This window comes from Halomonas garicola (assembly GCF_055382465.1).
The window spans coordinates 1,437,402-1,460,641 of sequence record NZ_AP043931.1 but is presented as its reverse complement, the minus strand read 5'-3'; the positions used below and the strand labels follow the sequence as shown (position 1 = coordinate 1,460,641).

At 65.3% G+C, this 23,240-nt stretch carries 21 protein-coding genes; 8 read left to right on the top strand and 13 right to left on the bottom strand.

Annotation, left to right across the window (positions count from 1 at the left end; genetic code table 11):
- Nucleotides 1-16: 16 nt before the first annotated feature.
- Entirely contained in the window at nucleotides 17-631 is a 615-nt protein-coding gene (locus ACZ46Y_RS07170) for a MiaE family protein (protein WP_311956919.1), read from the bottom strand.
- A gap of 440 nt (nucleotides 632-1,071) precedes the next feature.
- On the opposite strand from ACZ46Y_RS07170, the gene acnB reads away from it, so the two are divergent.
- From acnB to ACZ46Y_RS07155, 3 genes are all read left to right on the top strand, one after another.
- Nucleotides 1,072-3,675, top strand: coding sequence for a bifunctional aconitate hydratase 2/2-methylisocitrate dehydratase (gene acnB, locus ACZ46Y_RS07165; RefSeq protein WP_311956897.1), 2,604 nt, complete (start codon nucleotides 1,072-1,074; stop codon nucleotides 3,673-3,675).
- 116 nt (nucleotides 3,676-3,791) lie between these two features.
- On the top strand, nucleotides 3,792-4,289 hold the full coding sequence (gene rraA, locus ACZ46Y_RS07160; protein ID WP_311956896.1) for a ribonuclease E activity regulator RraA: 498 nt from the start codon (nucleotides 3,792-3,794) through the stop codon (nucleotides 4,287-4,289).
- Between the two features lie 26 nt (nucleotides 4,290-4,315).
- On the top strand, nucleotides 4,316-6,214 hold the full coding sequence (locus ACZ46Y_RS07155) for a glycerophosphodiester phosphodiesterase family protein (protein WP_311956895.1): 1,899 nt from the start codon (nucleotides 4,316-4,318) through the stop codon (nucleotides 6,212-6,214).
- 5 nt (nucleotides 6,215-6,219) lie between these two features.
- Here the strand turns inward: ACZ46Y_RS07155 and ggt are convergent, their stop codons facing one another.
- Nucleotides 6,220-8,040, bottom strand: a complete 1,821-nt coding sequence (ggt, locus tag ACZ46Y_RS07150) for a gamma-glutamyltransferase (RefSeq protein WP_311956894.1) — start codon at nucleotides 8,038-8,040, stop codon at nucleotides 6,220-6,222.
- Between the two features lie 80 nt (nucleotides 8,041-8,120).
- Complete coding sequence (gene ppsA, locus ACZ46Y_RS07145; protein WP_311956893.1) at nucleotides 8,121-10,493, bottom strand: phosphoenolpyruvate synthase; 2,373 nt, start codon at nucleotides 10,491-10,493, stop codon at nucleotides 8,121-8,123.
- A 262-nt stretch (nucleotides 10,494-10,755) separates the two neighbouring features.
- On the opposite strand from ppsA, the gene ppsR reads away from it, so the two are divergent.
- Nucleotides 10,756-11,589, top strand: coding sequence for a posphoenolpyruvate synthetase regulatory kinase/phosphorylase PpsR (ppsR, locus tag ACZ46Y_RS07140; RefSeq protein ID WP_311956892.1), 834 nt, complete (start codon nucleotides 10,756-10,758; stop codon nucleotides 11,587-11,589).
- A 28-nt stretch (nucleotides 11,590-11,617) separates the two neighbouring features.
- Here the strand turns inward: ppsR and ACZ46Y_RS07135 are convergent, their stop codons facing one another.
- The 3 genes from ACZ46Y_RS07135 to ACZ46Y_RS07125 form a co-directional block, all read right to left on the bottom strand.
- Nucleotides 11,618-12,196, bottom strand: a complete 579-nt coding sequence (locus ACZ46Y_RS07135; RefSeq protein ID WP_311956918.1) for a hypoxanthine-guanine phosphoribosyltransferase — start codon at nucleotides 12,194-12,196, stop codon at nucleotides 11,618-11,620.
- A 114-nt stretch (nucleotides 12,197-12,310) separates the two neighbouring features.
- Nucleotides 12,311-13,330: a beta-N-acetylhexosaminidase gene (nagZ, locus tag ACZ46Y_RS07130; protein ID WP_311956890.1), complete on the bottom strand. Its 1,020-nt coding sequence runs from the start codon at nucleotides 13,328-13,330 to the stop codon at nucleotides 12,311-12,313.
- Between the two features lie 92 nt (nucleotides 13,331-13,422).
- Entirely contained in the window at nucleotides 13,423-13,950 is a 528-nt protein-coding gene (locus ACZ46Y_RS07125; protein WP_311956889.1) for a L,D-transpeptidase, read from the bottom strand.
- 198 nt (nucleotides 13,951-14,148) lie between these two features.
- On the opposite strand from ACZ46Y_RS07125, the gene ACZ46Y_RS07120 reads away from it, so the two are divergent.
- Nucleotides 14,149-14,412, top strand: coding sequence for a hypothetical protein (locus ACZ46Y_RS07120; protein ID WP_311956888.1), 264 nt, complete (start codon nucleotides 14,149-14,151; stop codon nucleotides 14,410-14,412).
- A 10-nt stretch (nucleotides 14,413-14,422) separates the two neighbouring features.
- On the opposite strand, the gene ACZ46Y_RS07115 is transcribed toward ACZ46Y_RS07120, so the two are convergent.
- The gene (locus tag ACZ46Y_RS07115) at nucleotides 14,423-15,088 is read right to left on the bottom strand and encodes a TetR/AcrR family transcriptional regulator (RefSeq protein WP_311956887.1); all 666 of its coding nucleotides are present in this window, start codon (nucleotides 15,086-15,088) and stop codon (nucleotides 14,423-14,425) included.
- A 214-nt stretch (nucleotides 15,089-15,302) separates the two neighbouring features.
- Between ACZ46Y_RS07115 and lexA the strand changes: the two genes are divergently transcribed.
- On the top strand, nucleotides 15,303-15,950 hold the full coding sequence (gene lexA / locus ACZ46Y_RS07110; RefSeq protein ID WP_311956885.1) for a transcriptional repressor LexA: 648 nt from the start codon (nucleotides 15,303-15,305) through the stop codon (nucleotides 15,948-15,950).
- Between the two features lie 24 nt (nucleotides 15,951-15,974).
- Here the strand turns inward: lexA and ACZ46Y_RS07105 are convergent, their stop codons facing one another.
- On the bottom strand, nucleotides 15,975-16,646 hold the full coding sequence (locus ACZ46Y_RS07105) for an energy-coupling factor ABC transporter permease (RefSeq protein WP_311956883.1): 672 nt from the start codon (nucleotides 16,644-16,646) through the stop codon (nucleotides 15,975-15,977).
- A gap of 231 nt (nucleotides 16,647-16,877) precedes the next feature.
- On the opposite strand from ACZ46Y_RS07105, the gene ACZ46Y_RS07100 reads away from it, so the two are divergent.
- Both ACZ46Y_RS07100 and ACZ46Y_RS07095 read left to right on the top strand, forming a co-directional pair.
- Nucleotides 16,878-18,464, top strand: coding sequence for a ribonuclease J (locus ACZ46Y_RS07100; RefSeq protein WP_311956916.1), 1,587 nt, complete (start codon nucleotides 16,878-16,880; stop codon nucleotides 18,462-18,464).
- Nucleotides 18,465-18,555: 91 nt separating this feature from the next.
- Entirely contained in the window at nucleotides 18,556-19,305 is a 750-nt protein-coding gene (locus ACZ46Y_RS07095; RefSeq protein WP_311881913.1) for an IS5 family transposase, read from the top strand.
- 50 nt (nucleotides 19,306-19,355) lie between these two features.
- On the opposite strand, the gene moaE is transcribed toward ACZ46Y_RS07095, so the two are convergent.
- The 5 genes from moaE to upp form a co-directional block, all read right to left on the bottom strand.
- A complete protein-coding gene (gene moaE, locus ACZ46Y_RS07090) occupies nucleotides 19,356-19,832 on the bottom strand; it encodes a molybdopterin synthase catalytic subunit MoaE (RefSeq protein ID WP_311954001.1) in 477 nt (158 codons plus the stop codon).
- Between the two features lie 2 nt (nucleotides 19,833-19,834).
- Nucleotides 19,835-20,638, bottom strand: a complete 804-nt coding sequence (gene moaC, locus ACZ46Y_RS07085; protein ID WP_311953998.1) for a cyclic pyranopterin monophosphate synthase MoaC — start codon at nucleotides 20,636-20,638, stop codon at nucleotides 19,835-19,837.
- Nucleotides 20,629-21,237 carry a molybdopterin-guanine dinucleotide biosynthesis protein B gene (gene mobB, locus ACZ46Y_RS07080; protein WP_311953995.1) on the bottom strand — a complete coding sequence of 203 codons (609 nt, stop codon included), beginning with the start codon at nucleotides 21,235-21,237 and terminating at the stop codon, nucleotides 20,629-20,631. The genes moaC and mobB overlap by 10 nt, the downstream gene beginning before the upstream one ends.
- Nucleotides 21,238-21,262: 25 nt before the next feature.
- On the bottom strand, nucleotides 21,263-22,492 hold the full coding sequence (locus ACZ46Y_RS07075) for a uracil-xanthine permease family protein (protein ID WP_311953992.1): 1,230 nt from the start codon (nucleotides 22,490-22,492) through the stop codon (nucleotides 21,263-21,265).
- Nucleotides 22,493-22,596: 104 nt separating this feature from the next.
- On the bottom strand, nucleotides 22,597-23,226 hold the full coding sequence (gene upp, locus ACZ46Y_RS07070) for a uracil phosphoribosyltransferase (RefSeq protein ID WP_311953988.1): 630 nt from the start codon (nucleotides 23,224-23,226) through the stop codon (nucleotides 22,597-22,599).
- Between the last annotated feature and the right edge of the window lie 14 nt (nucleotides 23,227-23,240).

The window sequence follows — 23,240 nt, the reverse complement described above, 5'->3', positions numbered from 1 at the left end:
GTCGACAAGCGGCGGGCTAGGCGGGCACGCCGCTATGGAAACGAAAATCCGGGTCGGGTGAGCGTATCAGCTCCGCTTCGCGGGCGGCGAAAAACGCAATGCGCTCGTCAAGGGGCGCCTCGGTCTGCTGTCGGGCCAGCAGCAGGTAGTCCTCGTAGTGGCGGCCCTCGGCCTTGACCAGGGAGCGATAAAACTGCGCCAGCTCGGTATCCAGATAGGGGATCAGCCGGGCAAAGCGCTCGCAGCTGCGCGCCTCGATCAGCGCGCCGACAATCAGAATGTCGATCAAACGCTCGGGGTCACTGCCCCGCACGTAGCGGCGCAGCCCCTGGGCGTAGCGCGAGGCGCTCAGGTGGCGATAGGCCACGCCGCGCTTTTCCATCAGTTTAACCACCTGCTCGAAATGCAGCAGCTCTTCGCGCGCCAGCTGGGACATCTTGCTCAGCAGCAGCGGCTGATCGACGTAGCGGTAAAGCAGGTTCATGGCCGTGGAGGCGGCCTTTTTCTCGCACTGGGCGTGGTCGATCAATAGCGTCTCGGGGTTTGCCAGCGCCTCAACGAGCCAGGCCTCAGGCGTCGGGCAGCCGAGAAACGCCAGCAGGCTCTCGGGCAATAGCCCCTCGGCGCTCATGCCGTGGTCGGCTGGGGTCAGAAGGCCGTCCGCCGCGGCCCCGGCGGAAGAAGATAGCGTATGCGTCATGTCAAATTACCGAAGCGGGCCGGCAACCGGCCAGCGTTGATGTTGGGCATATGTCAGGTAAAAAGTCGTATCATCGCATGGTAACGCGGCGCTTGCGCAATCACATCTGCCGGACATGCCCGGTTTGTAGTCCGGTTTCCAAAATGCCGCACAAAACGCGCCGTCGGCGTTATTTTACGCCACGGGCTGCGTCCAAAGTGCAACGGCCGGGCCGGGAGGTTCGCTTAACATTGTCAACGGTTTACCGTAATATTACGCCGTTCCGTCGCGCCGCCTCGCCGCGCATGCCGCCTGCCCGGCTGTGCCTGAAGCCTGCCGTATCTGCCGACACCGCGCGTCGCCGCGCCTTTTCCAGCCAAAGAGGGTCCCCCGTGCTTGAAGCCTACCGCCACCATGTTACCGAACGCGCCGACGCCGGAGTTCCGCCCAAGCCGCTTGACGCCGAACAGACCGCCGCTCTGGTCGAGCTGCTGAAAGCGCCGCCGGCGGGCGAGGAAGAGTTTATCCTGGACCTGATCACCGAGCGCATCCCCCCGGGCGTGGACGAAGCCGCCTACGTCAAGGCCGGCTTTCTGACCGCCGTAGCCCGTGGCGAGGCCGAATCGCCGCTGATCGATAAGGTCCATGCGGTGAAGCTGTTGGGCACCATGCAGGGCGGCTACAACATTGCCTCGCTGGTCGAGCTTTTAGACGACGCGGGCCTTGCGGCCGAGGCCGGCGAGCAGCTCAAGCATACGCTTTTGATGTTTGACGCCTTCCACGACGTGGAGGAGCGCGCCCGGGCCGGCAACGCCGTCGCCCAGGGAGTGCTTGAATCCTGGGCCGAGGCCGAGTGGTTCCTGTCCCAGCCGGCGCTTGCCGAGAAGATCACCCTGACGGTGTTCAAGGTGCCCGGCGAAACCAATACCGACGACCTGTCCCCGGCGCCGGACGCCTGGTCGCGCCCGGACATTCCGCTGCACGCCAACGCCATGCTGAAAAACCCGCGCGACGGCATCGAGCCCCAGGTGCCCGGCGAAACCGGGCCGCTTGCGCAGATCGAGGCGGTCAAGGCCAAGGGCCACCCGGTGGTGTACGTCGGCGACGTGGTGGGCACCGGCTCCTCGCGCAAGTCGGCCACCAACTCGGTTTTGTGGTTTTTCGGCGACGACATTCCCTACGCGCCCAACAAGCGCGCCGGCGGCTTTTGCTTCGGCGGCAGCGTAGCGCCAATTTTCTTCAACACCATGGAAGACTCCGGCGCCCTGCCCGTTGAGATGGACGTGGAAAACCTCAACATGGGCGACGTGATCGACGTCTATCCCTACGCCGGCAAGGTTTGTCGCCACGGCACCGACGAGGTCGTCACCACCTTCACGCTCAAGACCCAGCTTTTGCTCGACGAAGTCCGCGCCGGCGGCCGGATTCCGCTGATCATCGGCCGCGGGCTGACCGCCAAGGCCCGGGAGTCGCTGGGGCTTCCCGCGACCGACGTCTTCCGCCTGCCCGAGCAGCCGGCGGATACCGGCAAGGGCTTTACTCTGGCCCAGAAAATGGTGGGCAAGGCCTGCGATCTTCCCGGCGTGCGCCCGGGTATGTACTGCGAGCCGAAGATGACCACCGTGGGCTCTCAGGACACCACCGGCCCCATGACTCGGGACGAGCTCAAGGACCTCGCTTGCCTCGGCTTCCAGGCGGACCTGGTCATGCAGTCATTCTGCCACACCAGCGCCTACCCCAAGCCGGTTGACGTGGACACCCACCATACTCTGCCGGACTTCATCATGAACCGCGGCGGCGTCTCCCTGCGCCCGGGCGACGGCATTATCCACAGCTGGCTCAACCGCATGCTGCTGCCCGACACCGTGGGCACCGGCGGCGACTCCCACACCCGCTTCCCGATGGGCATCTCCTTCCCCGCGGGCTCGGGGCTGGTGGCCTTTGCCGCCGCTACCGGCGTCATGCCGCTGGACATGCCCGAGTCCGTGCTGGTGCGCTTCAAGGGCAAGCGCCAGCCCGGCGTGACCCTGCGCGACCTGGTCCACGCCATCCCCTACTACGCCATTCAGCAGGGGCTATTGACCGTCGAGAAATCGGGCAAGAAAAACGCTTTCTCCGGCCGGGTGCTGGAAATCGAAGGTCTTGAGGATCTTACCGCCGAGCAGGCGTTCGAGCTCTCCGACGCCTCGGCCGAGCGCTCGGCGGCGGGCTGCACCATTACGCTCTCCGAGGACAGCGTCAGCGAATACCTGACCTCCAACATCACCCTGCTCAAGTGGATGCTGGCCAACGGCTACGGCGACGCCCGCACCATCGAGCGTCGCATCAAGGGTATGGAAGCCTGGCTTGAAGACCCAAGCCTGATGCGCGCCGACAAGGACGCCGAGTACGCCGAGGTGATCGAGATCGACCTCGACGAGCTCAAAGAGCCGGTCCTTTGTGCGCCTAACGACCCGGACGATGCCCGCCTGCTGTCTGACGTCGCCGGCGAGACCATCGATGAAGTCTTCATCGGCTCGTGCATGACCAATATCGGCCACTTCCGCGCCGCCGGTAAGCTTTTGGAACAGCAGCCCGCGGGCAGCCTGAAAACCCGCCTGTGGCTCGCGCCGCCGACCCGAATGGACCAGCACCAGCTCACCGAAGAGGGCTACTACGGCATCTTCGGCCGCGCCGGGGCGCGCATGGAAATGCCCGGCTGCTCGCTGTGCATGGGCAACCAGGCGCGGGTAGCGGCGAAAAGCACCGTGGTCTCAACCTCCACGCGTAACTTCCCCAACCGCCTGGGCGACGGCGCCAACGTCTACCTCGCCTCCGCCGAGCTTGCCGCGGTGGCCGCGGTGGAAGGCCGCCTGCCCACGGTAAGCGAATATCGCCGCTACATGAGCGAATTTGACGCCATGGCCGGGGAAATTTACCGCTACATGAATTTCCACGAGATCGAGGAATACCAGAACGCCGCGTCGAACATGATTCCGCTTGCCGAAGAGGCTTGACCGCAAGCGCTCATGGCGCTGAGCCTTTAACGCTCCGGCCCGATCTGCTCGGGTCGGGGCTTTTTATTGTCGGTCAACCATTCCCTTGAGCCTGTCTAACCTGGAGGTAGCTCGCCATGGCGACACTTGATCCAACCCGCATCGTAACCCCGGATATCTGCGACGCCTACCCGGACGTTCACGCCATTCAGGCGCCGTTCGCCCGCTTTGGCGGCGTCACCGCCTTTGCCGGCCCGGTGCGCACCGTAACCTGCTTTGAAGACAACTCCCGGGTGCGCGAAGCGGTAAGCGAACCCGGCGACGGCGCCGTGCTGGTCGTCGACGGCGGCGGCTCTCTACGCTGCGCCATGCTTGGCGACATGCTCGCCGAAAAAGCCGTCGCCAACGGCTGGGCCGGCATTATCATGTACGGCTGCGTGCGCGACGTCGACGTGCTGGCGACTCTGCCCATCGGTATTCAGGCCCTGGGCCGCCACCCGCGCAAGAGCCACAAGCGCGGCGAGGGCACCCGGGATATCGCCGTGGACATCGCCGGCACCGACGTGCGTCCCGGCCAGTGGCTGTACGCCGACAACAACGGCATCCTGATTGCCGACCAGGAACTTTCGCTGTAAGCCCAGGGTCCCCCACCATGCCTTTCATGTCGTCACGCGCCGGGCCGCTGAATCAGCTCGGCGCCTCTCTCTGGCGTATTTTTCGCGGTCGCCTGCGCGCGCTGATTGCCTTTCACCTGCTGTTCACCCTGCTGGCTTCCACCCTGGTGCTGCCGGGCATCGCCGGGATCACCCGAGCGATGTACGCGCGTATCGGCACGGACGTGGTCACCACGGATACGCTGGTGGCGCTGCTGTTCACCCCCGCGGGCCTGAGCGGTGCGCTGGCCATCCAGGGGCTCGCCTTTGGCCTGCTCTATTGGCAGCAGGCGGGCATGCTGCATATTGCCCTCAGCCAGCGCCGCCAGAATCACTACCGCCTTACCCTGGAAGCCCTGTGGCACGGCACCCGGCGCCTGCCGGCGCTCATCGGGCTGGTGGTGCTGCAGGTAGGTAGCCACCTGCTGCTGCTCGCGCCGTTCATGTTCGGCATTGCCTGGCTTTACGACGCCTGGCTTGGCGAGCTTGAAACCTACTACCTGCAAAAAGTGCGCCCGCCGGAGCTATGGTATTTCATTGCCTGCGCCCTGCCGCTGCTGGCCCTCTGGGCCTGGCTTGCCGGCCGGCTGTATCTGCGCTGGCTGCTGGCGCTGCCGCTGGTGGCGCTGGAAAACGTCTCGCCCCGCCGCGCGCTTTCCCGCAGCGTCGCGCTGACCCGGGGCTGGCACCGCTCCATTGCCGCCGCCGTGCTGGCGGTGCTCATCGGCATTATCGCGCTGCCGATACTCGCCACCCTGGCGTTCGATGCGGTTTTCACCCCGCTGCTGGACTGGCTGCCCGAGTACCACAAGGTGCTGCTTCCGGCGATGCTGGCCTATCTCACGGCTTACGTACTGCTGACGCTGGCCCTGACCTTTGCCGGTATTGCGATCAATGCGCTGCTCTCGGCGTGCCTTTATATGCAGCTCGCCCGGGGCCGGGAATACGCCCCCACGCCGTCGGGCACCCGAGCGGGGAGGCTGGCCTGGGCGGTGGAGCTTGCCGTCATTGTGATAGCGGCGCTCCAGGCCTGGTGGATCGTCAACAGCTTTGAGCTCAACGATGACGTCGCCATCATCGCCCACCGGGGCAGCTCCAAGCGCGCGCCGGAAAACACGCTGTCGGCCTTTCGCCAGGCGGTAAAGGACGGCGCCGACGCCATCGAGCTGGACGTGCGCTTAAGCGCCGACGACGTGGTCATGGTGTATCACGACAGCAGCCTCGCTCGGCTGACCGGCGATCCGCGCCACGTCGGCGACCTCACCCGCGAGGAGCTTGCCAACTTCGACATCGGCAGCTGGTTCGGCCACGACTTTCGCGGCGAGCGTATTCCCACCCTGGATCAAGCGTTTGACGCAACGCGCGGCCAGGCCGGGCTGATGATCGAACTCAAACCAGCCCCCGGCCGCGGCCCGGCGCTGGCCCAGGGGGTGCTGACCGCGCTGAACCGCGAAACCGATACCCGCTACGCCTGCTGGGCCGACGCCGCCGAACCGGTTACCGCTCTGGGCCGCTGCGGCTATCCCGATGCGCGCCGGGAAATGCGCATAGCCTCCCTGTCGCCGACGCTGGTGCGCACGGTCAAGCAGCTGGCGCCGGAGCTGCGCACCACCCTGCTGGCCCAGCTGGTACTGCCCGGCACCCTGGACCGGTACGGCTTCGATGCCCTGGGCCTGCGGCACAACCGTATTACCGAAGACGAAATGCGCCTGGCCACTACCTACGGCTACGAAGTTCACGCCTGGACGGTCAACAGCCCCAAACGCATGGCCACGCTGATCGACATGGGCGCAGACGCCATCATCACCGACTACCCGGAACGCCTGGCTGCCCTGCTCGCCGAGCGCCGCCAGCTCAGCGACGCCGGCCTGCTGCTGCTCAAGTTTCACAGCTGGCTGCGGCGCTAGCGGGGTCAGTCGGGCTCGTCTCCCTTGACCACGCCTTCCCGGCGGGGGTCGGCGCCGCCAAACAGGGTATTGTCCGGCTGGCGGACCAGCACACCCAGGCCGCTGGTCAGCTCGCGCTCGCTGAGCGTATGGCCGCGCTCGCGCAACGCTTCCCGGGTGATATCCGGAAGCCGCTTTTCCACGTAGACATCGCCGCCCAGGGTTAACGCGTGGGGCAGCTCAAGCGCCCGCTGGGCGTCAAGGCCCCAGTCGCGCAGCGCGACAAGGGTTTGCGCCACGTAGGGGATAATCGCCGCGCCGCCGGGGCTGCCAAGGGTGGCTATCAGCGAGCCCGTTTCGTACTCGCCCTCGCTTTGTGCATCGTGCTCGAACACCAGCGTCGGGCTCATGCTTGAGCGCGGGCGCTTGCCCGGCTGCACCCGGTTGGCCACCGACTCGCCGTCGACGGCCGGGGTGAACGAAAAGTCGGTGAGCTGGTTGTTGAGCAGATAGCCACCGTCAAGGCCGGTGCCGCCGTCGGCCAATATCCGCGCGCCAAAGGCCTGCTCGATGGAGGTGGTCAGGGCCACGGCGTGGCCGTCGGCATCGATGATGCTGACGTGGCTGGTACCGTATTCCGACTGACGCGGCGGCGTGGCCAGGCTCGCCTCAAGCTTGCCGGGATGGCCAGGCTCAGCGTCATCGCCCAGGCTGTCGTCACTGACGACCATCCCGGCGCGCTGCTCCAGATACGCAGGCGCCAGCAGGCTCTGCCAGTCGCCGTCGGGGGCCTCGACAAAGGCCGGATCACCGATATAGCGGTTGCGATCGGCAAACGCCAGCCGCGATGCTTCCACAAAGCGGTGCAGCCAGTCATCGCTGGGCGCGCCGGCATCCAGCGGCGCCTCGGCCATGGGCTCTTCGTCCATCATGCCGAGGATCTGCATCACGGTCAGGTGACCCGAAGACGGCGGCGGAAAGCCGCATACCGTCCACTGCTGCCAGGGCGTACAGAGCGGCTCGCGCGCCTTGGCCTGGTAGTCTTCCAGGTCCTTCACCGTCAGGGCGCCGGGCACCTTTTGCGACTGCACCCGCTCGGCCAGATCCCGGGCCACCTCGCCCTGGTAAAACGCCTCGCTGCCGTGTTCGGCGATATCGCCAAGTATGGCGGCAAGCGCCGGGTTGGTCAGCGTCTCGCCCACGGCCAGGGGCTCGCCGTCCTTTTGATAGTAAAACGCCCGGGCCGCCGCGTCTTCCGCCAGGAGGTCGTCATCGGCCAGGCTCTGGTGCAGCCGCTCGCTCACCTCAAACCCGTTTTCCGCCAGGGTGATGGCCGGAATGAACAGCGTCTCCCAGTCAAGCTCGCCGTATTCGTCGTGGACCTTTTCCAGCATCCTGACGATGCCCGGCACGCCCACCGAGCGGCCGCTGGCAACGGCTTCCCTGAACGCCAGAGGCTCGCCCTGGTCGTTGAGAAACAGCGTTTCATCGACGCCTGCCGGCGCGGTTTCCCGGCCGTCAAACGCGGTAATCTCGCTGCCGTCAAAGTGCATCAAAAAGCCGCCCCCGCCAATACCGCTGGACTGCGGCTCCACCAGCGCCAGCACCATCTGCACGGCAATGGCGGCGTCAACGGCGCTGCCGCTGGCCTCAAGTATCTGCTTGCCGGCGTCCGCCGCCAGCGGGTTGGCAGCCACCACGGCAAAGGACTTCGTCGCCCAGCCGGGCTTTTCCTCAAAGCCCGAGGCCAGCTCGGGGATCAGCGCCGGCGTTTGATAGTCAAAGCCCGAGGCCGCAAGCGGCAGCAGCAGGCCAAGCGGCAGCAGGTAGTTTCCCAGGCGCGGCATGAGGATCGTCCTCCGTGTAAGGCCAAGCGTATAAAGCAAAACGCCCGGCGCATGGCCGGGCGTACGTTTAGCGCTGCTGACTAGCGTTGGGTTTCCCCGGCCAGCATCAGCCAGGTGTCCAGCACCGCATCGGGGTTGAGCGAGACCGAGTCGATCCCCTGCTCCATGAGCCACTTGGCAAAATCCGGGTAGTCCGATGGCCCCTGCCCGCAGATGCCCACGTACTTGCCCTGAGCCTTGCACGCCTGGATCGCCATGGCCAGCATCTTCTTCACCGCTTCGTTACGCTCGTCGAACAGGTGGGCGACGATGCCCGAATCGCGATCCAGCCCCAGGGTCAGCTGGGTCAGGTCGTTGGAGCCGATGGAGAAACCGTCAAAGTGCTCGAGGAACTCGTCCGCCAGCAGGGCGTTGGCCGGCAGCTCGCACATCATGATGATCTTCAGGCCGCGTTCGCCGCGCTTGAGCCCGTTGGCAGCGAGCAGCTCAACGACTTCCCTGGCTTCGTCCGGCGTACGCACGAACGGCACCATGACTTCGACGTTCTCCAGCCCCATCTCGTCGCGCACCCGGGCAAGCGCCCGGCACTCGAGCTCAAAGCACGGGCGGAAGGCGTCGGAGACATAGCGCGAGGCGCCGCGAAAGCCGATCATGGGGTTTTCTTCGCCGGGCTCGTAGAGCTTGCCGCCGATGAGATTTTCGTACTCGTTGGACTTGAAGTCGGACAGCCGCACGATGACCCGCTTGGGGTAAAACGCCGCCGCCAGGGTGGAGATCCCCTCCACCAGCTTGTCCACGTAGAAGCTCACCGGGTCGTCGTAGCCGGCGGTACGCAGATCGATGATCTGCTGCAGGTCGGCGGGGAGCGTGGCGTAGTCCATCAGCGCCTTGGGGTGCACGCCGATCATGCGGTTGATGATGAACTCCAGCCGCGCTAGCCCCACGCCGGCGCCGGGCAGCCCGGCAAAGTTGAACGCGCGGTCGGGGTTACCCACGTTCATCATGATGTCGAACGCAAGCTCGGGCATGGCGTCGATGCTTGATACCTTGCGGTCAAACGACAGCAGGCCTTCGTAGACCTGGCCGGTATCGCCTTCGGCGCAGGAGACGGTGACCTCCACGCCCTCGTGCAGCTGTTCGGTGGCGTCGGTGCAGCCCACAACGGCGGGGATGCCCAGCTCCCGGGCAATAATCGCCGCGTGGCAGGTGCGCCCGCCGCGGTTGGTGACGATGGCCGAGGCGCGCTTCATCACCGGCTCCCAGTCGGGGTCGGTCATGTCGGTGACCAGCACGTCGCCGTCGTGGATCTTGTCCATATCGTCCGGGCTTTCCACCACCTTGACCGCCCCGCTGCCGATGCGCTGGCCGATGGCCCGGCCGGTGATCAGCGTGCGGCCCTTCTCTTTCAGGGTGAAGCGCTCCAAGCGGCCGCCTTCCTGCTGGGAGACCACCGTTTCCGGGCGCGCCTGGACGATGTAGAGCTCGCCGTCGTCGCCGTCCAGCGCCCACTCGATATCCATGGGCCGCTGGTAGTGCTCCTCGATGGTGACCGCCTGGCGGGCCAGCGCCATGATCTGGTCATCGCTCAGGCAAAAGCGGTTGCGATCCTGGGGATCGACCTCGACGGTCTCCACCGATTTGCCGGCGCTTGTGTCTTCGCCGTAGACCATCTTGATACGTTTGGAGCCCAGGTTGCGGCGCAGCACCGCCGGCCGGCCCGCGGCCAGGGTGGGCTTGTGGACGTAAAACTCATCGGGGTTGACCGCCCCCTGGACGACGGTTTCGCCAAGCCCCCAGGAGGCGGTGACAAACACCGCGTCGCGGTAGCCGGACTCGGTATCCAGGGTGAACATTACGCCCGCCGCGCCGGTTTCCGAGCGCACCATTTTCTGGATGCCGGCGGACAGCGCCACGTTCTCGTGGGCGTAGCCGCGGTGCACGCGGTAGGAAATCGCGCGGTCGTTGAACAGCGAGGCAAAGACTTCGTGCACCGCGCGCTTGATGTTGGCCAGGCCTTCGATGTTGAGGAAGGTTTCCTGCTGCCCGGCGAAGGAAGCATCGGGCAGGTCTTCGGCGGTAGCCGAGCTGCGCACGGCGGCCTTGAGGTTGGGGTGGCGCGTCTGAAGCTCGGCGTAGGCGGTCTCCAGCGCCGCTTCAAAGGCCGGCGGCAGCGGCGTATCGATGATCCACTGGCGGATATCGCGTCCGGCCTCGGCCAAGGCTTTGACGTCGTCCACGTCGAGCCGGCTGAGCCGCTCGTTGATGCGCTCGTTCAGCCCCTCGTGGGAAAGGAATTCGCGATACGCGTGGGCGGTCGTGGCAAAACCGCCGGGGACGGTGACCCCCACTTCCGACAGGTTCGAGATCATTTCGCCAAGCGAGGCGTTTTTACCGCCGACGCGCTCGACATCGGCCATGCCCAGTTCATCGAACCATAGAATGTAGTTTTCCACGCAACCCCCTCGCACTGATATTTGCCACGACATTTTGACGGCGACACATCCGGTCGCCGAGCCGCCAACGGTTTAGGCCGGCAACCTTAACACCCGGCCGGCGTCTTAACCATTGGTCGAATCGCTAACGCGGTGGAGGAGATTTACAACAGAGCGGCAATTCGCGCCTTTCTTGTAGTCGGCGGCCGGCGGCGCTGCCGTGCTACCCTGAGCCACCGCCCTTAACCGAAAGCTTCACACCGCACGAATCAGGACGCTCAACATGACCCGCACCGCCTTTTTTATTTCCGACGGCACCGGCATTACCGCCGAAAGCCTGGGCCGCAGCCTGCTGGCGCAGTTCCGGGGGATCGAGATCACCATGCTGACCAAGCCCTACATCGACACCGTGGAAAAGGCCGAGGCGCTGGCCGGCGTGATCGAAGCGACCGCCGCGCGCGACGGCAACCGCCCGATCGTCATCGACACCATCGTCGACGAGGTCATTCGCGAGGTCATTCGCGCCGCGCCGTGCTTCAAGGTCGACATTTTCTCCACCTTTCTCGCCCCGCTGGAAGAAGAGCTCGCCACCCACTCGTCCTACAGCGTGGGCAGCACCCACGCCATCGGCAGCGACGACGTCTATATGGACCGCATCCACTCGGTGCACTTTGCTCTGGATAACGACGACGGCGCGCGCACCCACCAGTACGACGAGGCCGACATTATCCTGATCGGCGTGTCGCGCTGCGGCAAAACGCCGACGTCGCTGTATCTTGCGCTGCAGTTCGGCATCCGCGCGGCCAACTACCCGCTCACCGAAGACGACCAGGACGAGGACGGCGTGCTGAAGCTGCCCCGCTTTCTGGCCAAGCATCACCACAAGCTGTTCGGCCTGACCATTGACGCCCGCCGGCTGGCCGCCATCCGCCACGAGCGCCGGCCCAACAGCCGCTATAGTTCCATGGACCAGTGCCTGCAGGAGGTGGAGCAGACGGAGTCGCTGTACCGTTCGCTGAACATTCCCAGCATCGATACCACGCGCTTTTCCGTGGAGGAAATCTCCACCCGCATGATTGCCGAAACCGGGCTTGTGCGGCGCTTTTCACCGCGTTAGCCACCGCTGGCGGCGCTGGAAGACGCGGCTAAAGCCCCTTGGGGGCAAAGATTCCCGGGGCGTTGCGCCAGTAGCCCTTGTAGTCCATGCCGAAGCCGAACACGTAGCGGTCGGCCACAGCCAGGCCGCAGTAGTCGGCGCTTAAGTCGGGCACGGCCTTGCGGTCGTGGTGCTTGTCCACCAGCACCGCGGTGGTCACGCTGGCCGCCCGAGCCTTTTGGCAATAGTCAAGAATCGCGGCCAGGGTTGCGCCTTCGTCGAGAATGTCATCGACGATGACCACGTGGCGCCCGGCCATGGGGATCTCCGGCGACACCCGCCAGAACAGTTCACCGCCGGAAAGCCGGCTGCGGTAGCGGGTCGCGTGGAGATAGTCTACCTCCAGCGGAAAGCCCAGCCGGGTCAGCAGATGCCCGGTGGTAATCAGCCCGCCGTTCATCACGCAGTAGAACACCGGCAGCTTGTCCCCCAGGTCCCGGGTGATGGCCTCGGCCATGCAATCCAGCGCCTGCTCCACCTGGGCCTGGGTGATCAGGCAGTCGGCGTCGTTCATCAGCGCGCGCATCGAGTCCCGAGACTCGAGCGCGTGTTTATCCAGCTTGGCCATGTGCAGGTCTTGCATGTGGGGTCCTGGGTGTTGAGAAAGGAAATCGACAAGGAACGTCGAAAAAGCACGGCGAGCAGAAAAGCCGCTCAATCAGCCAAAAACGGCCGCCCGCAGTCAGGCGTCGGTGTCTACCAGCGCCTCGAGGCGAGCGTGGGTACGGCGCCAGCGGTTGAGCGCCGGCAGCGCGTCACGCTCGGGGCGTGCCCGGCCGTAGCGCAGCTTGGCCGGGCGCCGTGTCTGGCGCTCCCGGCAAACCCCCACCACCTCTTTGGCGGCTTCGCGGTCGTTGCACACCACCAGCGTATCGCAGCCGGCCTTCAGCGCCGCTTCGGCGCGCGCCGCCGGGTCGCCCGCTTCGCGGGCGCCGGCCATGCTCAGATCGTCAGAGAAGATGCAGCCCTTGAAGCCCAGCGACTCGCGCAGCATGCCAAGCCAGCTGGGAGAAAACCCCGCCGGGCGCTGGTCAAAGGCGCTATAGATGACGTGGGCCGGCATCACCCCGTCGAGCTTGCCGGCCAGCCGGGCAAAGGGCACCAGGTCCCGAGCCTTGAGCTCGGCCAGCGGCCGCTCGTCGACCGGCAGCTCCCGGTGCGAATCCGCAGCGACGCCGCCGTGGCCGGGAAAGTGCTTGCCCACCGCCGCCATGCCGGCCTCGTGCAGCCCCAGCACGAAGGCCTCGCCCAGCACCGCAACGTGCTCCGGATCGCTGCCAAAGCTGCGATCGCCGATGACGCTGGAAAGGCCGATATCGACGTCAAGCACCGGGGCAAAGGTGACGTCCAGCCCACAGGCGGCCATTTCCATTCCCAGCAGCCAGCCGGTGTCACGGGCAAGCGCCGTTCCCTCCTCGAGGGCGGCGGCAAAACGCTCGCCCAGCCGTGCCATGGGCGGCAGGCGCGTTACCCCCTGGCGAAGGCGCTGCACCCGGCCGCCTTCCTGGTCCACGGCGATCAGCAGATCGGGGCGCTGGCGGCGGATGGCGGCGCACAGCCGGCTGACCTGGGCGGCGCTTTCGACGTTGCGGGCAAAAAGGATCACGCCGCCTACCGCAGGATCGCGCAGCAGGCGTGCTTCGGCGGCGTCAAGGGTGGGGCCCTCAAGGTCGAGCATGACCGGGCCGATGGGTTGCGTCATGGTGAGAGTCCTGCAAAAGGGAGCGTAATTTTAGCCGATCACTGCCGGCTGTCAAAAACGCCGCATGCCGACTGCCTGAAGGGCGACCCGGCTCAGCCGTCGCCGCTGTGTAGCCATACCGGGGTGCCCGGCGGCGCCTGTTCGAACACCTTGAGCAGGTCATCCAGCCGCAGGCGCACGCAGCCGTGGGACTCTGCCACGCCCACGGGCTCGCTCGGCGGCGTGCCGTGCAGGTAGATATAGCGGCGCTGGGTATCCACGCGGCCGCCGCGGTTGTGCCCCGGCTCCAGCCCGCATAGCCACAGAATACGGCCCAGAATCCAGTCGCGCCCGGGGTGCGCCTGCGCCAGCGCCTCGGAATAGACCTCGCCGGTCGGGCGCCGGCCGCGAAACACCGCTTCCCGGGGCGCGTTCGCGCCAATGGCGGCGCGAACGTAGTGCCAGCCCAGCGGCGTCTGGCCGCTACCCTCCCGCTGGCCGGTACCCGCCACGCCGGTGGAAACGGAAAAATGCGCCTTCGGCGTACGACCGTGCCACAGCACCAGCTGCTGACGGCTGATATCGATTTCTGCCCATACCGCATGCAGCGGCGGCAGATCGCCAAGTGTCGGAGTATGCATGATCCATCCTCTGCGAACCGTTAACGTAAAGCGGTATCCTGCTGGCCTTGCAGCCGCATGCGCATGGTACGGTCGGTGACCCGCATTGCCCAGGCCGCCAGGCGCCAAAACGCCTCTGATCACGCGCCTGTCATGACGTACCGGTCACCCCGTAACGTACTTATCACCCGAATATTGGCAACCAACAGCAGGTATTTCATGTCTCATTACGCTAACGCCTGGACGCTGAAGGAAATCGATCAAAGTCGCGGTGCTCCCAAGGGAACGGCCTTTCGTGCGTTCAAGCGACTCAAGAGTCACTTTGTCGAAGGCGACGACTTCTTCTATCTAAGCGCCAGCCAGGACGCCGAGACCATCGAGTCATTACGCCGCTCCAGACGTATTTATGCCTCCAGCATTCATGTGGTGCTGTTTCCAGATGCGAGCTATCAGGCCATTGTGCAGTATCTGAACGCCACTTAGCTGGGAACGCTCACCCATTCTCCCCGGCTGGCTGTGCTTCGTCGGGCAGCGGGGCATTCATGGCGGCCACGACCACCGGGCGCAGCCGCCGCACCAAGTCGCGCACGGATACCTGCTGAGCATAGTCCTTTTCGGCGATGTCCTTGAGGGCATCGAGCCCCGAAAGGGTAAAAATCACCGTGCCCAGCATGAAATGCAGCCGCCAGAAGCGCTCGGCATCGGGCAGATCCGGCGTTGCCCGGCGCACAAGCCCGGTAAAGCGCGTGAACACGTCACCGTAGTGCTGCTGAATGTGGCGGCGCAGGTGCCCCTGGGCCTGGCTGTAAGCAAGACCCAAAAGGCGCATGAACACCTTGAGGCTGTCGCGCTCGGCGGGCACCGCCAGCACCGTTTCGGCCATGCTTTCCAGCAGCACCTCGAGCGGAACGGTGCCGCCCCGGTAGCGGGCTTCAAGCGTGTCGAGCGCGTCGTGAAAGCGCACCGAGAAGGGGTCGAGGTAGCGCGAAAACACCGCCTGGATCAGCGCTTTCTTGGAGCCAAAGTGGTAGTTCACCGCTGCCAGATTGACCCCTGCCCTGCCGGTAATCGTGCGCAGCGACGTTTCGGCAAAGCCGCGCTCGGCGAACAGCACCTCGGCGGTATCCAGGATGCGCGTGGTTGTATCCGCCTGAGCCATGCGGCGCTCCTCTATCAACGACGGCTTAAAACATCCGAGGATACTACGTCAGCGCCCGGTGCGGCTCAATCGGCAGCGCTCAACGCCCGGACGCTATACTGGACATAGAACCATACTGTATACTTGATCACTGAATACGCCGACCCTTTATCCTGCCGATGGCTCAAGCGGCCGGCACAGCCGGTTCCAGGCACTTTCGACACGGGAGTTTTCCATGACCCAGCGTTTGACCGCTCGCCAGCAGAACGTCTACGACTTCATCGTCAAAACCATGGGCGAATACGGCTACCCGCCCACCCGTGCCGAGATCGCCCGGGCGCTGGGGTTTCGTTCGCCCAACGCCGCGGAGGAGCACCTGCGCGCCCTGGAACGCAAGGGGGCCATCCGCATCATCCGCAACACCTCCCGGGGGATACGGGTACCCACCTCGGAAACGCCCGACGAGCCGCTGGCCGAGAGCCCCCAGGGGCTGCCGATTATCGGCGAAGTCGCCGCCGGCAGCCCCATCCTTGCCGCCGAGCACATCGACCGCTACTGCCCGCTGCCCGCCGAGTACTTCACGCCTAGGGCTGACTATCTGCTGCGGGTGCGTGGGCTTTCGATGCAGGACGCCGGCATTCTCGAGGGGGATCTGCTCGCGGTGCACCGCACCGAGCGCGTGCGCGACGGCCAGATCGTCGTGGCCCGGCTGGAAGACGACGTCACCGTCAAGCGCTTCAAGCGCCAGGGCCACCGGGTTCAGCTGCTGGCGGAAAACGCCGACTTCGCCCCCATCGATATCGACCTGCGTACCCAGGCGCTGGAGATCGAAGGCGTGGGCGTGGGCGTCATTCGCGGCGGCAACGGCCAGGCGCTAAGCTAATCCACCGCGCTGTGGTTTTACCCGCTACTGCATATCGATGTAGCGGTGGTCGTTGAAGGTGGCCACCCAGTCCGGGTGGTACACCATCAAAATGATCAGCAGCATGCCGGTGATGAAAGCTTCCGACGGCATCAAAAGCGGCAGAAACATGGCGTACTCCTTGGCCAGCATCACCGCCTGGGCATCCTGGCTGCCCACCAGGATCAGACCCACCGCGGCAAGCCCGCCGGCCAGGGTCGCCGCCGCCGCGCCGAAAAACCCGCAGATGAACATGAACAGCATGACGTTGTCCGGCAGCTTGCGGTCGACAAAGCGCCAAATGAGCCCCACCACGATCGCCGGCACCACGCCGGTTACCAGCACGTTGACGCCTAAAAGCGTCCATTCGTTGCGCCCGATGGCGACCATCGCCACGTTGACCATGACGTTGCTCAAAAGCGCCAGCGGCGCCTTGAACAGCAGGAGCATCAAAGTGGTAAACACCAGGTGCAGGGTCAGCCAGTCCACCGCCTGAGCGCGCAGCTGCCAGAGCAGAATTACCCCCAGCGTAGCGGCCAGCCAGCGGTGCTGAAGGGCGGGATCATCGACCAGCGCAAGCCAGGGCTTGAGCGTCGCGATCCAGGCCAGCAGCCCCATACACAGGGCCGCGCACAGCACCAACAGCCAGGGGGCCAGCACACTTTGGGCAAACGACATAGCAACCTCGGTAAGACGTCATCCGAAAGACAGGCGGCGCGCGCAGTGTAACCAATCGCGGCGTACGGCGCACCGGCCGGCGGCGATTGAGCCCGGCCCCTGCCATCCCGTATAGTAAAGCCCCACTTTCAAGGCATTTTATACCTGATGGATCCCGCACGCGTCACCGTTCGTCCCCGATACCGCTCCCCCCTGCGCCTGCTGCCGCTTGGCGGCTGCGGCGAGATCGGTATGAACCTGACGCTTTACGGCTACGCCGACGAGTGGATCGCCGTGGACTGCGGCATGATGATCCGCCAGGACCTGCCCGAGGCGCCGCTGCAGGTGCCCAACCTGGAAACGCCCCGCACCCTGGGCATTACGCCCCGGGCGCTGTTCATCACCCACGGGCACGAAGACCACATCGGTGCGGCGGCCTGGCTGTGGCCGCACTGGCAGTGCCCGATCTATGCCACGCCGCTGGCCGCCGGGCTTTTGCGCCTGAAGTTTGCCGAGCACGGCCTCGCCGCCGATGTTATTCGCGTCATCGAGCCCGGCGAGGCCCTGGCCGCTGGGCCTTTCACCCTGCGCTACCTGCCGCTACCCCACTCCATCCCCGAAAGCTGCGCGCTGCTGATTGCCGCCGGCCGCTACCGCGCGCTGCACACCGGCGACTGGAAGCTGGACCCGGAGCCGCTGGTGGGGCCACCCATCGACGCCGAGCAGTTTCGCGCGCTGGCGCCGGTGGACCTGGTCGTCGGCGACTCCACCAACGCCCCGGTGGCCGGGCATTCGGCAAGCGAAGGCGACGTCGCCCGCTCCCTTGCCAAGACCCTTGGCGAGTGCGAAGGCCGGGTGGTGGTCTCGTGCTTTGCCAGCAACGTCGCGCGCATTGTCGCCGTGGCTCGGGCCGCGCAGAAGACCGGCCGGCGCATCAGCCTGATGGGCCGCTCCATGGAGCGCATGGTCGGCGTGGCCCGGGGGCTTGGCTACCTGGAAGAGCTGCCGCCGCTGGTGCCCATTCATGATCTGGGTTACCTGCCGCCCGCCGAAGTCGTGGTGATCGCCACCGGCAGCCAGGGCGAGCCCCGGGCGGCGCTGACGCGCCTGGCCCAGGGGCGCCACCCCCACATGGAGCTTACCGCCGGCGACAGCGTGATCTTTTCGGCCAAGGCCATTCCCGGCAACGAGCGCCCTATCGAGCGGCTCAAGACCCGGCTCGGCCAGCTCGGCGTAACCCTGTTCGACGAATTCAACCGCCCGTCGCTGCACGCCACCGGCCACCCCGCAAGGGACGAGCTGACAACGCTGTACCGCTGGCTGAAGCCGCGCCACCTGCTGCCCGTTCACGGCGAGGCGCTGCACCAGCAGGCCCACCGCGAGCTTGCCGAAGGGCTCGGTATCAGCGCGCCGCTGTCGCCGCTCAACGGCGACATGCTGCGCTTCGATGCCGAGGGCCTGCACCGCGAAGCGCGCTATCCGCAGCCGCCCTGCATCGTCCGCCGAAACGCCGTGGTAGCCCACCCCGGGCTCGACGACTCGGCGGCCCGACACCCGCGCCGGGGCAGCCTGTATCTCGCCCTGCCGGTCACCGCCACCGCCACCGGCTGGGCGCGCATCGGCCGACTAATGCTGGAAAACACCGGCGCCAGCTCGCTGGACGAAGACAGCTTCAGCGACTGGCTGGACGAGCAGCTGGACGCCATTGTCGCCGACACCCTGGCCGAGCTGCGCCAGGCGCTCAGGCCGCGCCTGCTGGCCTGGCTTAACGAACGCATGCAGCACCTGCCCGACGTCCACCTGCAGATCATGGCTGCGGAAACGCCTTCCTATGGCTAGGGTCTGTTGACGTTTCATGGCAGGGGTATTGGCAGGATAGGGGCAAGCTCACAGAATAAAGGTTCCTAAGCCAACAAACTGCAAGCCTGCCATGCCCCGACAAATGCTCACGGATGAACACTGGCCGAAGCTGAAATCTATCCTGCTTCAACAAGGTATTTATGACAAGACCGATCTGCGTACCACGGTGGAAGGCATCCTTTATCGGATGCGAACCGGCTGCCCGTGGCGGGACCTACCGGAGGCGTTTGGCCCCTGGAACACGGTCTACAAGCGCTTCAACGCCTGGTCAGCGAGTGGAAAGCTGATGAGGATTTTCATCTCTCTGGTGGAAGATCCTGATGTCGAGTGGCTATTTATTGATGGTTCCTACGTCAAGGCTCACCAAGATAGCACTGGGGCTGCCACGGAAGATGCAGAAGCCATTGGCAAAAGTCGTGCAGGCAATACCAGCAAGATCCACTTGGCCGTGGATGCTTATGGGTTGCCGATCGCCTTCAGAATAACCGGGGGTGAAGTGCACGACAGCACGGAAGCCCAGGCATTGATTGACGGTTTGCCGGCAGGTGACGCGCTGGTGGCTGACAAAGGCTATGACAGTGAACGTATCCGTGAGCAGGTCGAAGCCAAAGGAATGGCTGCCGTCATTCCACGCAGGCGTAACTCGAAAAAAGGAAATGCCAATCTGGACAGAGGGTTATATCGCTACCGGCATCTGGTTGAGAATGCCTTTGCTCGATTGAAACCGTATCGCGCCATTGCGACGCGCTACGATAAGCTCAAACGAAATTACGAAAGCATGGTGGCCTTGGCATGCGGCTTTTTATGGCTACCAATGTGAAACGTCAACAGGCCCTAGTCCTGATGACTAAGCCCTGGCTATGGTAAACCCTAGCCGCCGGCGCCCCAGCGGTCGGCATCGGCGTAGTCGGAGTCCCGCTCGCTTACCCAGTAGTCGCCGTCGCGGGCATGCTCTTTTTTCCAGAACGGCGCCCGGGTCTTGAGGAAATCCATGATGAAGTCGCAGGCCTCGAAGGCGTCCCGGCGGTGGGCGCTTGCCGTACTCACGCGCACGATGCCGTCGCCCGGCGCCATATAGCCCACCCGATGGACGATACGCACGGCCTGGAGCGACCAGCGCTCCCAGGCCTGGCGGCCGATGTCTTCCAGCGTGCGTTCGGTCATGCCCGGGTAGTGCTCAAGAGTCAGGCCGGTGACGTCCGGCGACTCGTTGAAATCCCGCACCAGGCCGGTAAAGCTCACCACGGCGCCGATATCCTTGCGCCCCCGGCAGATCTCGCGGCTCTCGTCCGAGGCGCCAAAGGGCTCGCGCTGGACGCTTACGCGAATGTCTTTGCCAACGCCCATGCCTAGCCTCCCGTCACGGGCGGAAAAAACGCCACTTCGTCTTCGTCGGTAATGCGCGCGCTGTCGTTGGCCATAACCTGGTTGATGGCGCACAGCACGCGACGTTCGCTCAGCGCGTCAAACGCCGAGTCCTGGGCAGCAAGTGCGGCCTTGAGGCCGGCCACGTCGCAGTTTTCCAGCTGGTCCAGTTCGACCAGGGCTTCGCTTTCGCCCACGCGCTCGCGGAGCTCGGCGAGAAACTTCACCCGCACCGCCGGGGCCTCGCTGCGCACGCCAAGCGATATCTCTCGGGCGGCGCTGTCGCCGGTGACAATGGGGTCCTCCACGTCGCCCCCCGGGCGCTGATAGTCGCCGCTCTTGCCGCCGCTTTTCTGCTCCAGCTGCACCGCCTCGATGTGCATGCCCTTGTCCACCGCCTTGCACATGTCATAAAGCGTCAGGCAGGCCACCGATACCGCCGTCAGCGCTTCCATTTCCACGCCGGTGCGGCCTGTCAGCCGGCAGCGCGCCTCGACGTTGACGCAGCTGCGGGCGGTATCCAGCTCAAACGATAGCTCCACCTTGGTCAGCGCCAGGGCATGGCACAGCGGGATCAACTCGTGGGTGCGCTTGGCCGCCTGAATCCCGGCGATGCGCGCCGTGGCAATCACGTCGCCCTTGGGCAGCGCGCCGTCGGCGAGCAGCGCCAGGGTTTCGGGCTCCATCACGATCCGCCCGGAAGCGACGGCTTCCCGGCGGCTTTCCTCCTTGTCGCCCACGTCCACCATGCTGGCTTCGCCGCGGGCGTTAAGATGCGTCAAATGCATGTTGTGTCACCTTTACTGTTGCTCTGCTCCACTGTCGGCTCGACGGCCGGCTGCCCGGCCACCCACTGCGCTATCCAGCGGGCCACCGCCGGCACGTCGTCAAGGTCAAGCCGGTCAACATCCGGGGCCGGGCCGTGCTGCTCAAGCGCGGCGCGCTCATCGCGCTTGCAGGCAACGGCGCGCACCCAGGGGTCCCGAAAGATCGCCGGATCGCCCACGCCGTCGCGATAAAGTACCAACTTCGGCAGCGGCCAGGCCTTGAAGCCTTCGGCAATGACGAGATCCGGCGCGTGGGGCACCATCAGCTCGACCAGCCGCTCAAGATCCGGCTCGTTCTGCCCGGGGGTTTCCTGCATCAGCGCGAAGCGCTCCCGGGACGCTACCAGCATGGGCGCGGCGCCGGCGCTGCGCAGCCGGTAGCTGTCCTTGCCGGGTTTATCGACGTCAAAGGCGTGGTGGGCGTGCTTGATGACCCCCACGTTCAGGCCGCGCTCGCCGAGTAGCGGCAGCAGCTGCTCAAGCAGCGTGGTTTTGCCCGTGCCGCTCCACGCAGACACGGCAAGCACCGGGAACGGCGCATCAAAGTCGGATGCCGACATGCTGTCTCCTGATCAAAACCTGCGGCTATTCATCATCATTGGCGCGGGGCAGCACCCAGTTAAGCACAATCCCCACCACGGCGGCCAGGCTCACCCCCTGGAGGGTAAACTGGCCGTTGCCGAACTGCATGCCGCCAATGCCAAACACCAAAATCAGCGACGCCACGACAAGGTTGCGCGGCGCGGTGAGCGCCTGGCCGGCGCGCACCAGGGTGTTCATCCCCACCACGGCGATGGAGCCGAACAGAAGCGTCATGATCCCGCCCATGACCGGGCCGGGGATGGTCTGCAAAAACGCCCCGAGCTTGGCGACAAAGGCCAGAATGATAGCGGTCACGGCGGCTACGATCATGTATTTGGGGTTGAATGCCCGGGTCAGCGTCACCGCGCCGGTGACCTCGGAATAGGTAGTATTGGGCGGCCCGCCGAACAGCGCCGCGGCCATGGTCGCCAGGCCGTCGCCGAGCAGGGTGCGGTGCAGGCCGGGCTTCTCCAGGTAGTTTTGCCGCGTTACCGAGCCGATCGCCACCATGTCGCCGATATGCTCCACCGCCGGGGCAATGGCCACCGGCACCATGAACAGCATCGCCGCCCAATGAAACGTCGGCAGAGTGAAGGCCGGAAGCGCAACCCAGGCGCTCTCACGTATCGGGGTAAAGTCTACCGCGCCCATCAATAGCGCCAGCGCGTAGCCGGTGGCAATGCCGCCCATGATCGGCACCAGGCGCAAAAGCCCCCGGCCGAACACCGCCAGTATCAGCGTCACCAGCAAGCTCGCCATGGACAGCGTGATAGCTTGGCCGTAGCCGATATGGTCGCTGGTTTCTCCGGTGGCCATTTCCACCGCCACCGGCGCCAGCGCCAGGCCGATGACCATGATGATCGGCCCCACCACGATGGGCGGCAGCAGCCGGTGCAGCCAGGCGGTGCCCTTGACGCGCACCGCCTGGGATACGGCGACGTAGGCCATCCCCGCCGCCATGAGCCCGCCGAGGGTAGCAGGAATACCGAAGCTTGCTACCGAGCCCTGAATGGGGGCGATGAAGGCAAAGGACGAGGCCAGAAACACCGGTACGCTATTGCGCGTCACGGCGTGGAAGATCAGCGTGCCGACGCCTGCGGTAAACAGCGCCACGCTTGGCGAAAGGCCGGTGAGCAGCGGCACCAGCACCAGCGAACCGAAGGCGACGAACAGCATCTGCGCGCCGGTAAGCAGCAGTCGGGGCCAGGACTCGGCCGGGGCGGGGTGACTCACTGGACGACATCTCCTCTGGTGCTCGGCACGAACCTGTGCCGCGCGGGTGACAAAAAAATGCCCCCGGCGCCGGAGCGCAAGGGGCAGGTAACGGCGGGCACGGCCTAGCGCGTCCCGAAAATCTTGTCGCCGGCATCGCCAAGGCCGGGCACGATGTAGCCGTTCTCGTCCAGCCGCTCGTCTATCGCAGCGGTATAGATGTCGACGTCGGGGTAGGCTTCTTCCACCCGGGCGATGCCCTCGGGCGCCGCCACCAGCACGATCACCTTCATCCGACGGCAGCCGCGCCGGTGCAGCATGTCCAAGGTGGCTACCATGGAGCCGCCGGTGGCGAGCATGGGATCAATCACCACCGCCAGACGCGCTTCGATATCGTTGGCCAGCTTGTCAAAGTACGGCACCGGCTCCAGGGTTTCCTCATTGCGGTAAAGCCCCACCACGCTGATGCGCGCGCTGGGGAGTAAATCGGTCACTCCCTCGAGCATCCCCAGCCCGGCGCGCAGAATCGGCACCACAGTGACCTTCTTGCCCTTGAGCCGCCGAGTGGCGATGGGTTCGCCGTTCCAGCCGCGGATCTCGTGGTCTTCCAGCACCAGCCCCTGGGTGGCTTCGTAGGTCAGCAGCTTGGCGACCTCGCCGGCCAGCTCGCGAAAGCTCTTGGTGCTGAGATCGGCTTCGCGCAGCAGGCCGAGCTTGTGCTGCACCAGCGGATGGTTAATGGCGTGAACACTCATGAGGGTTCCTCGTT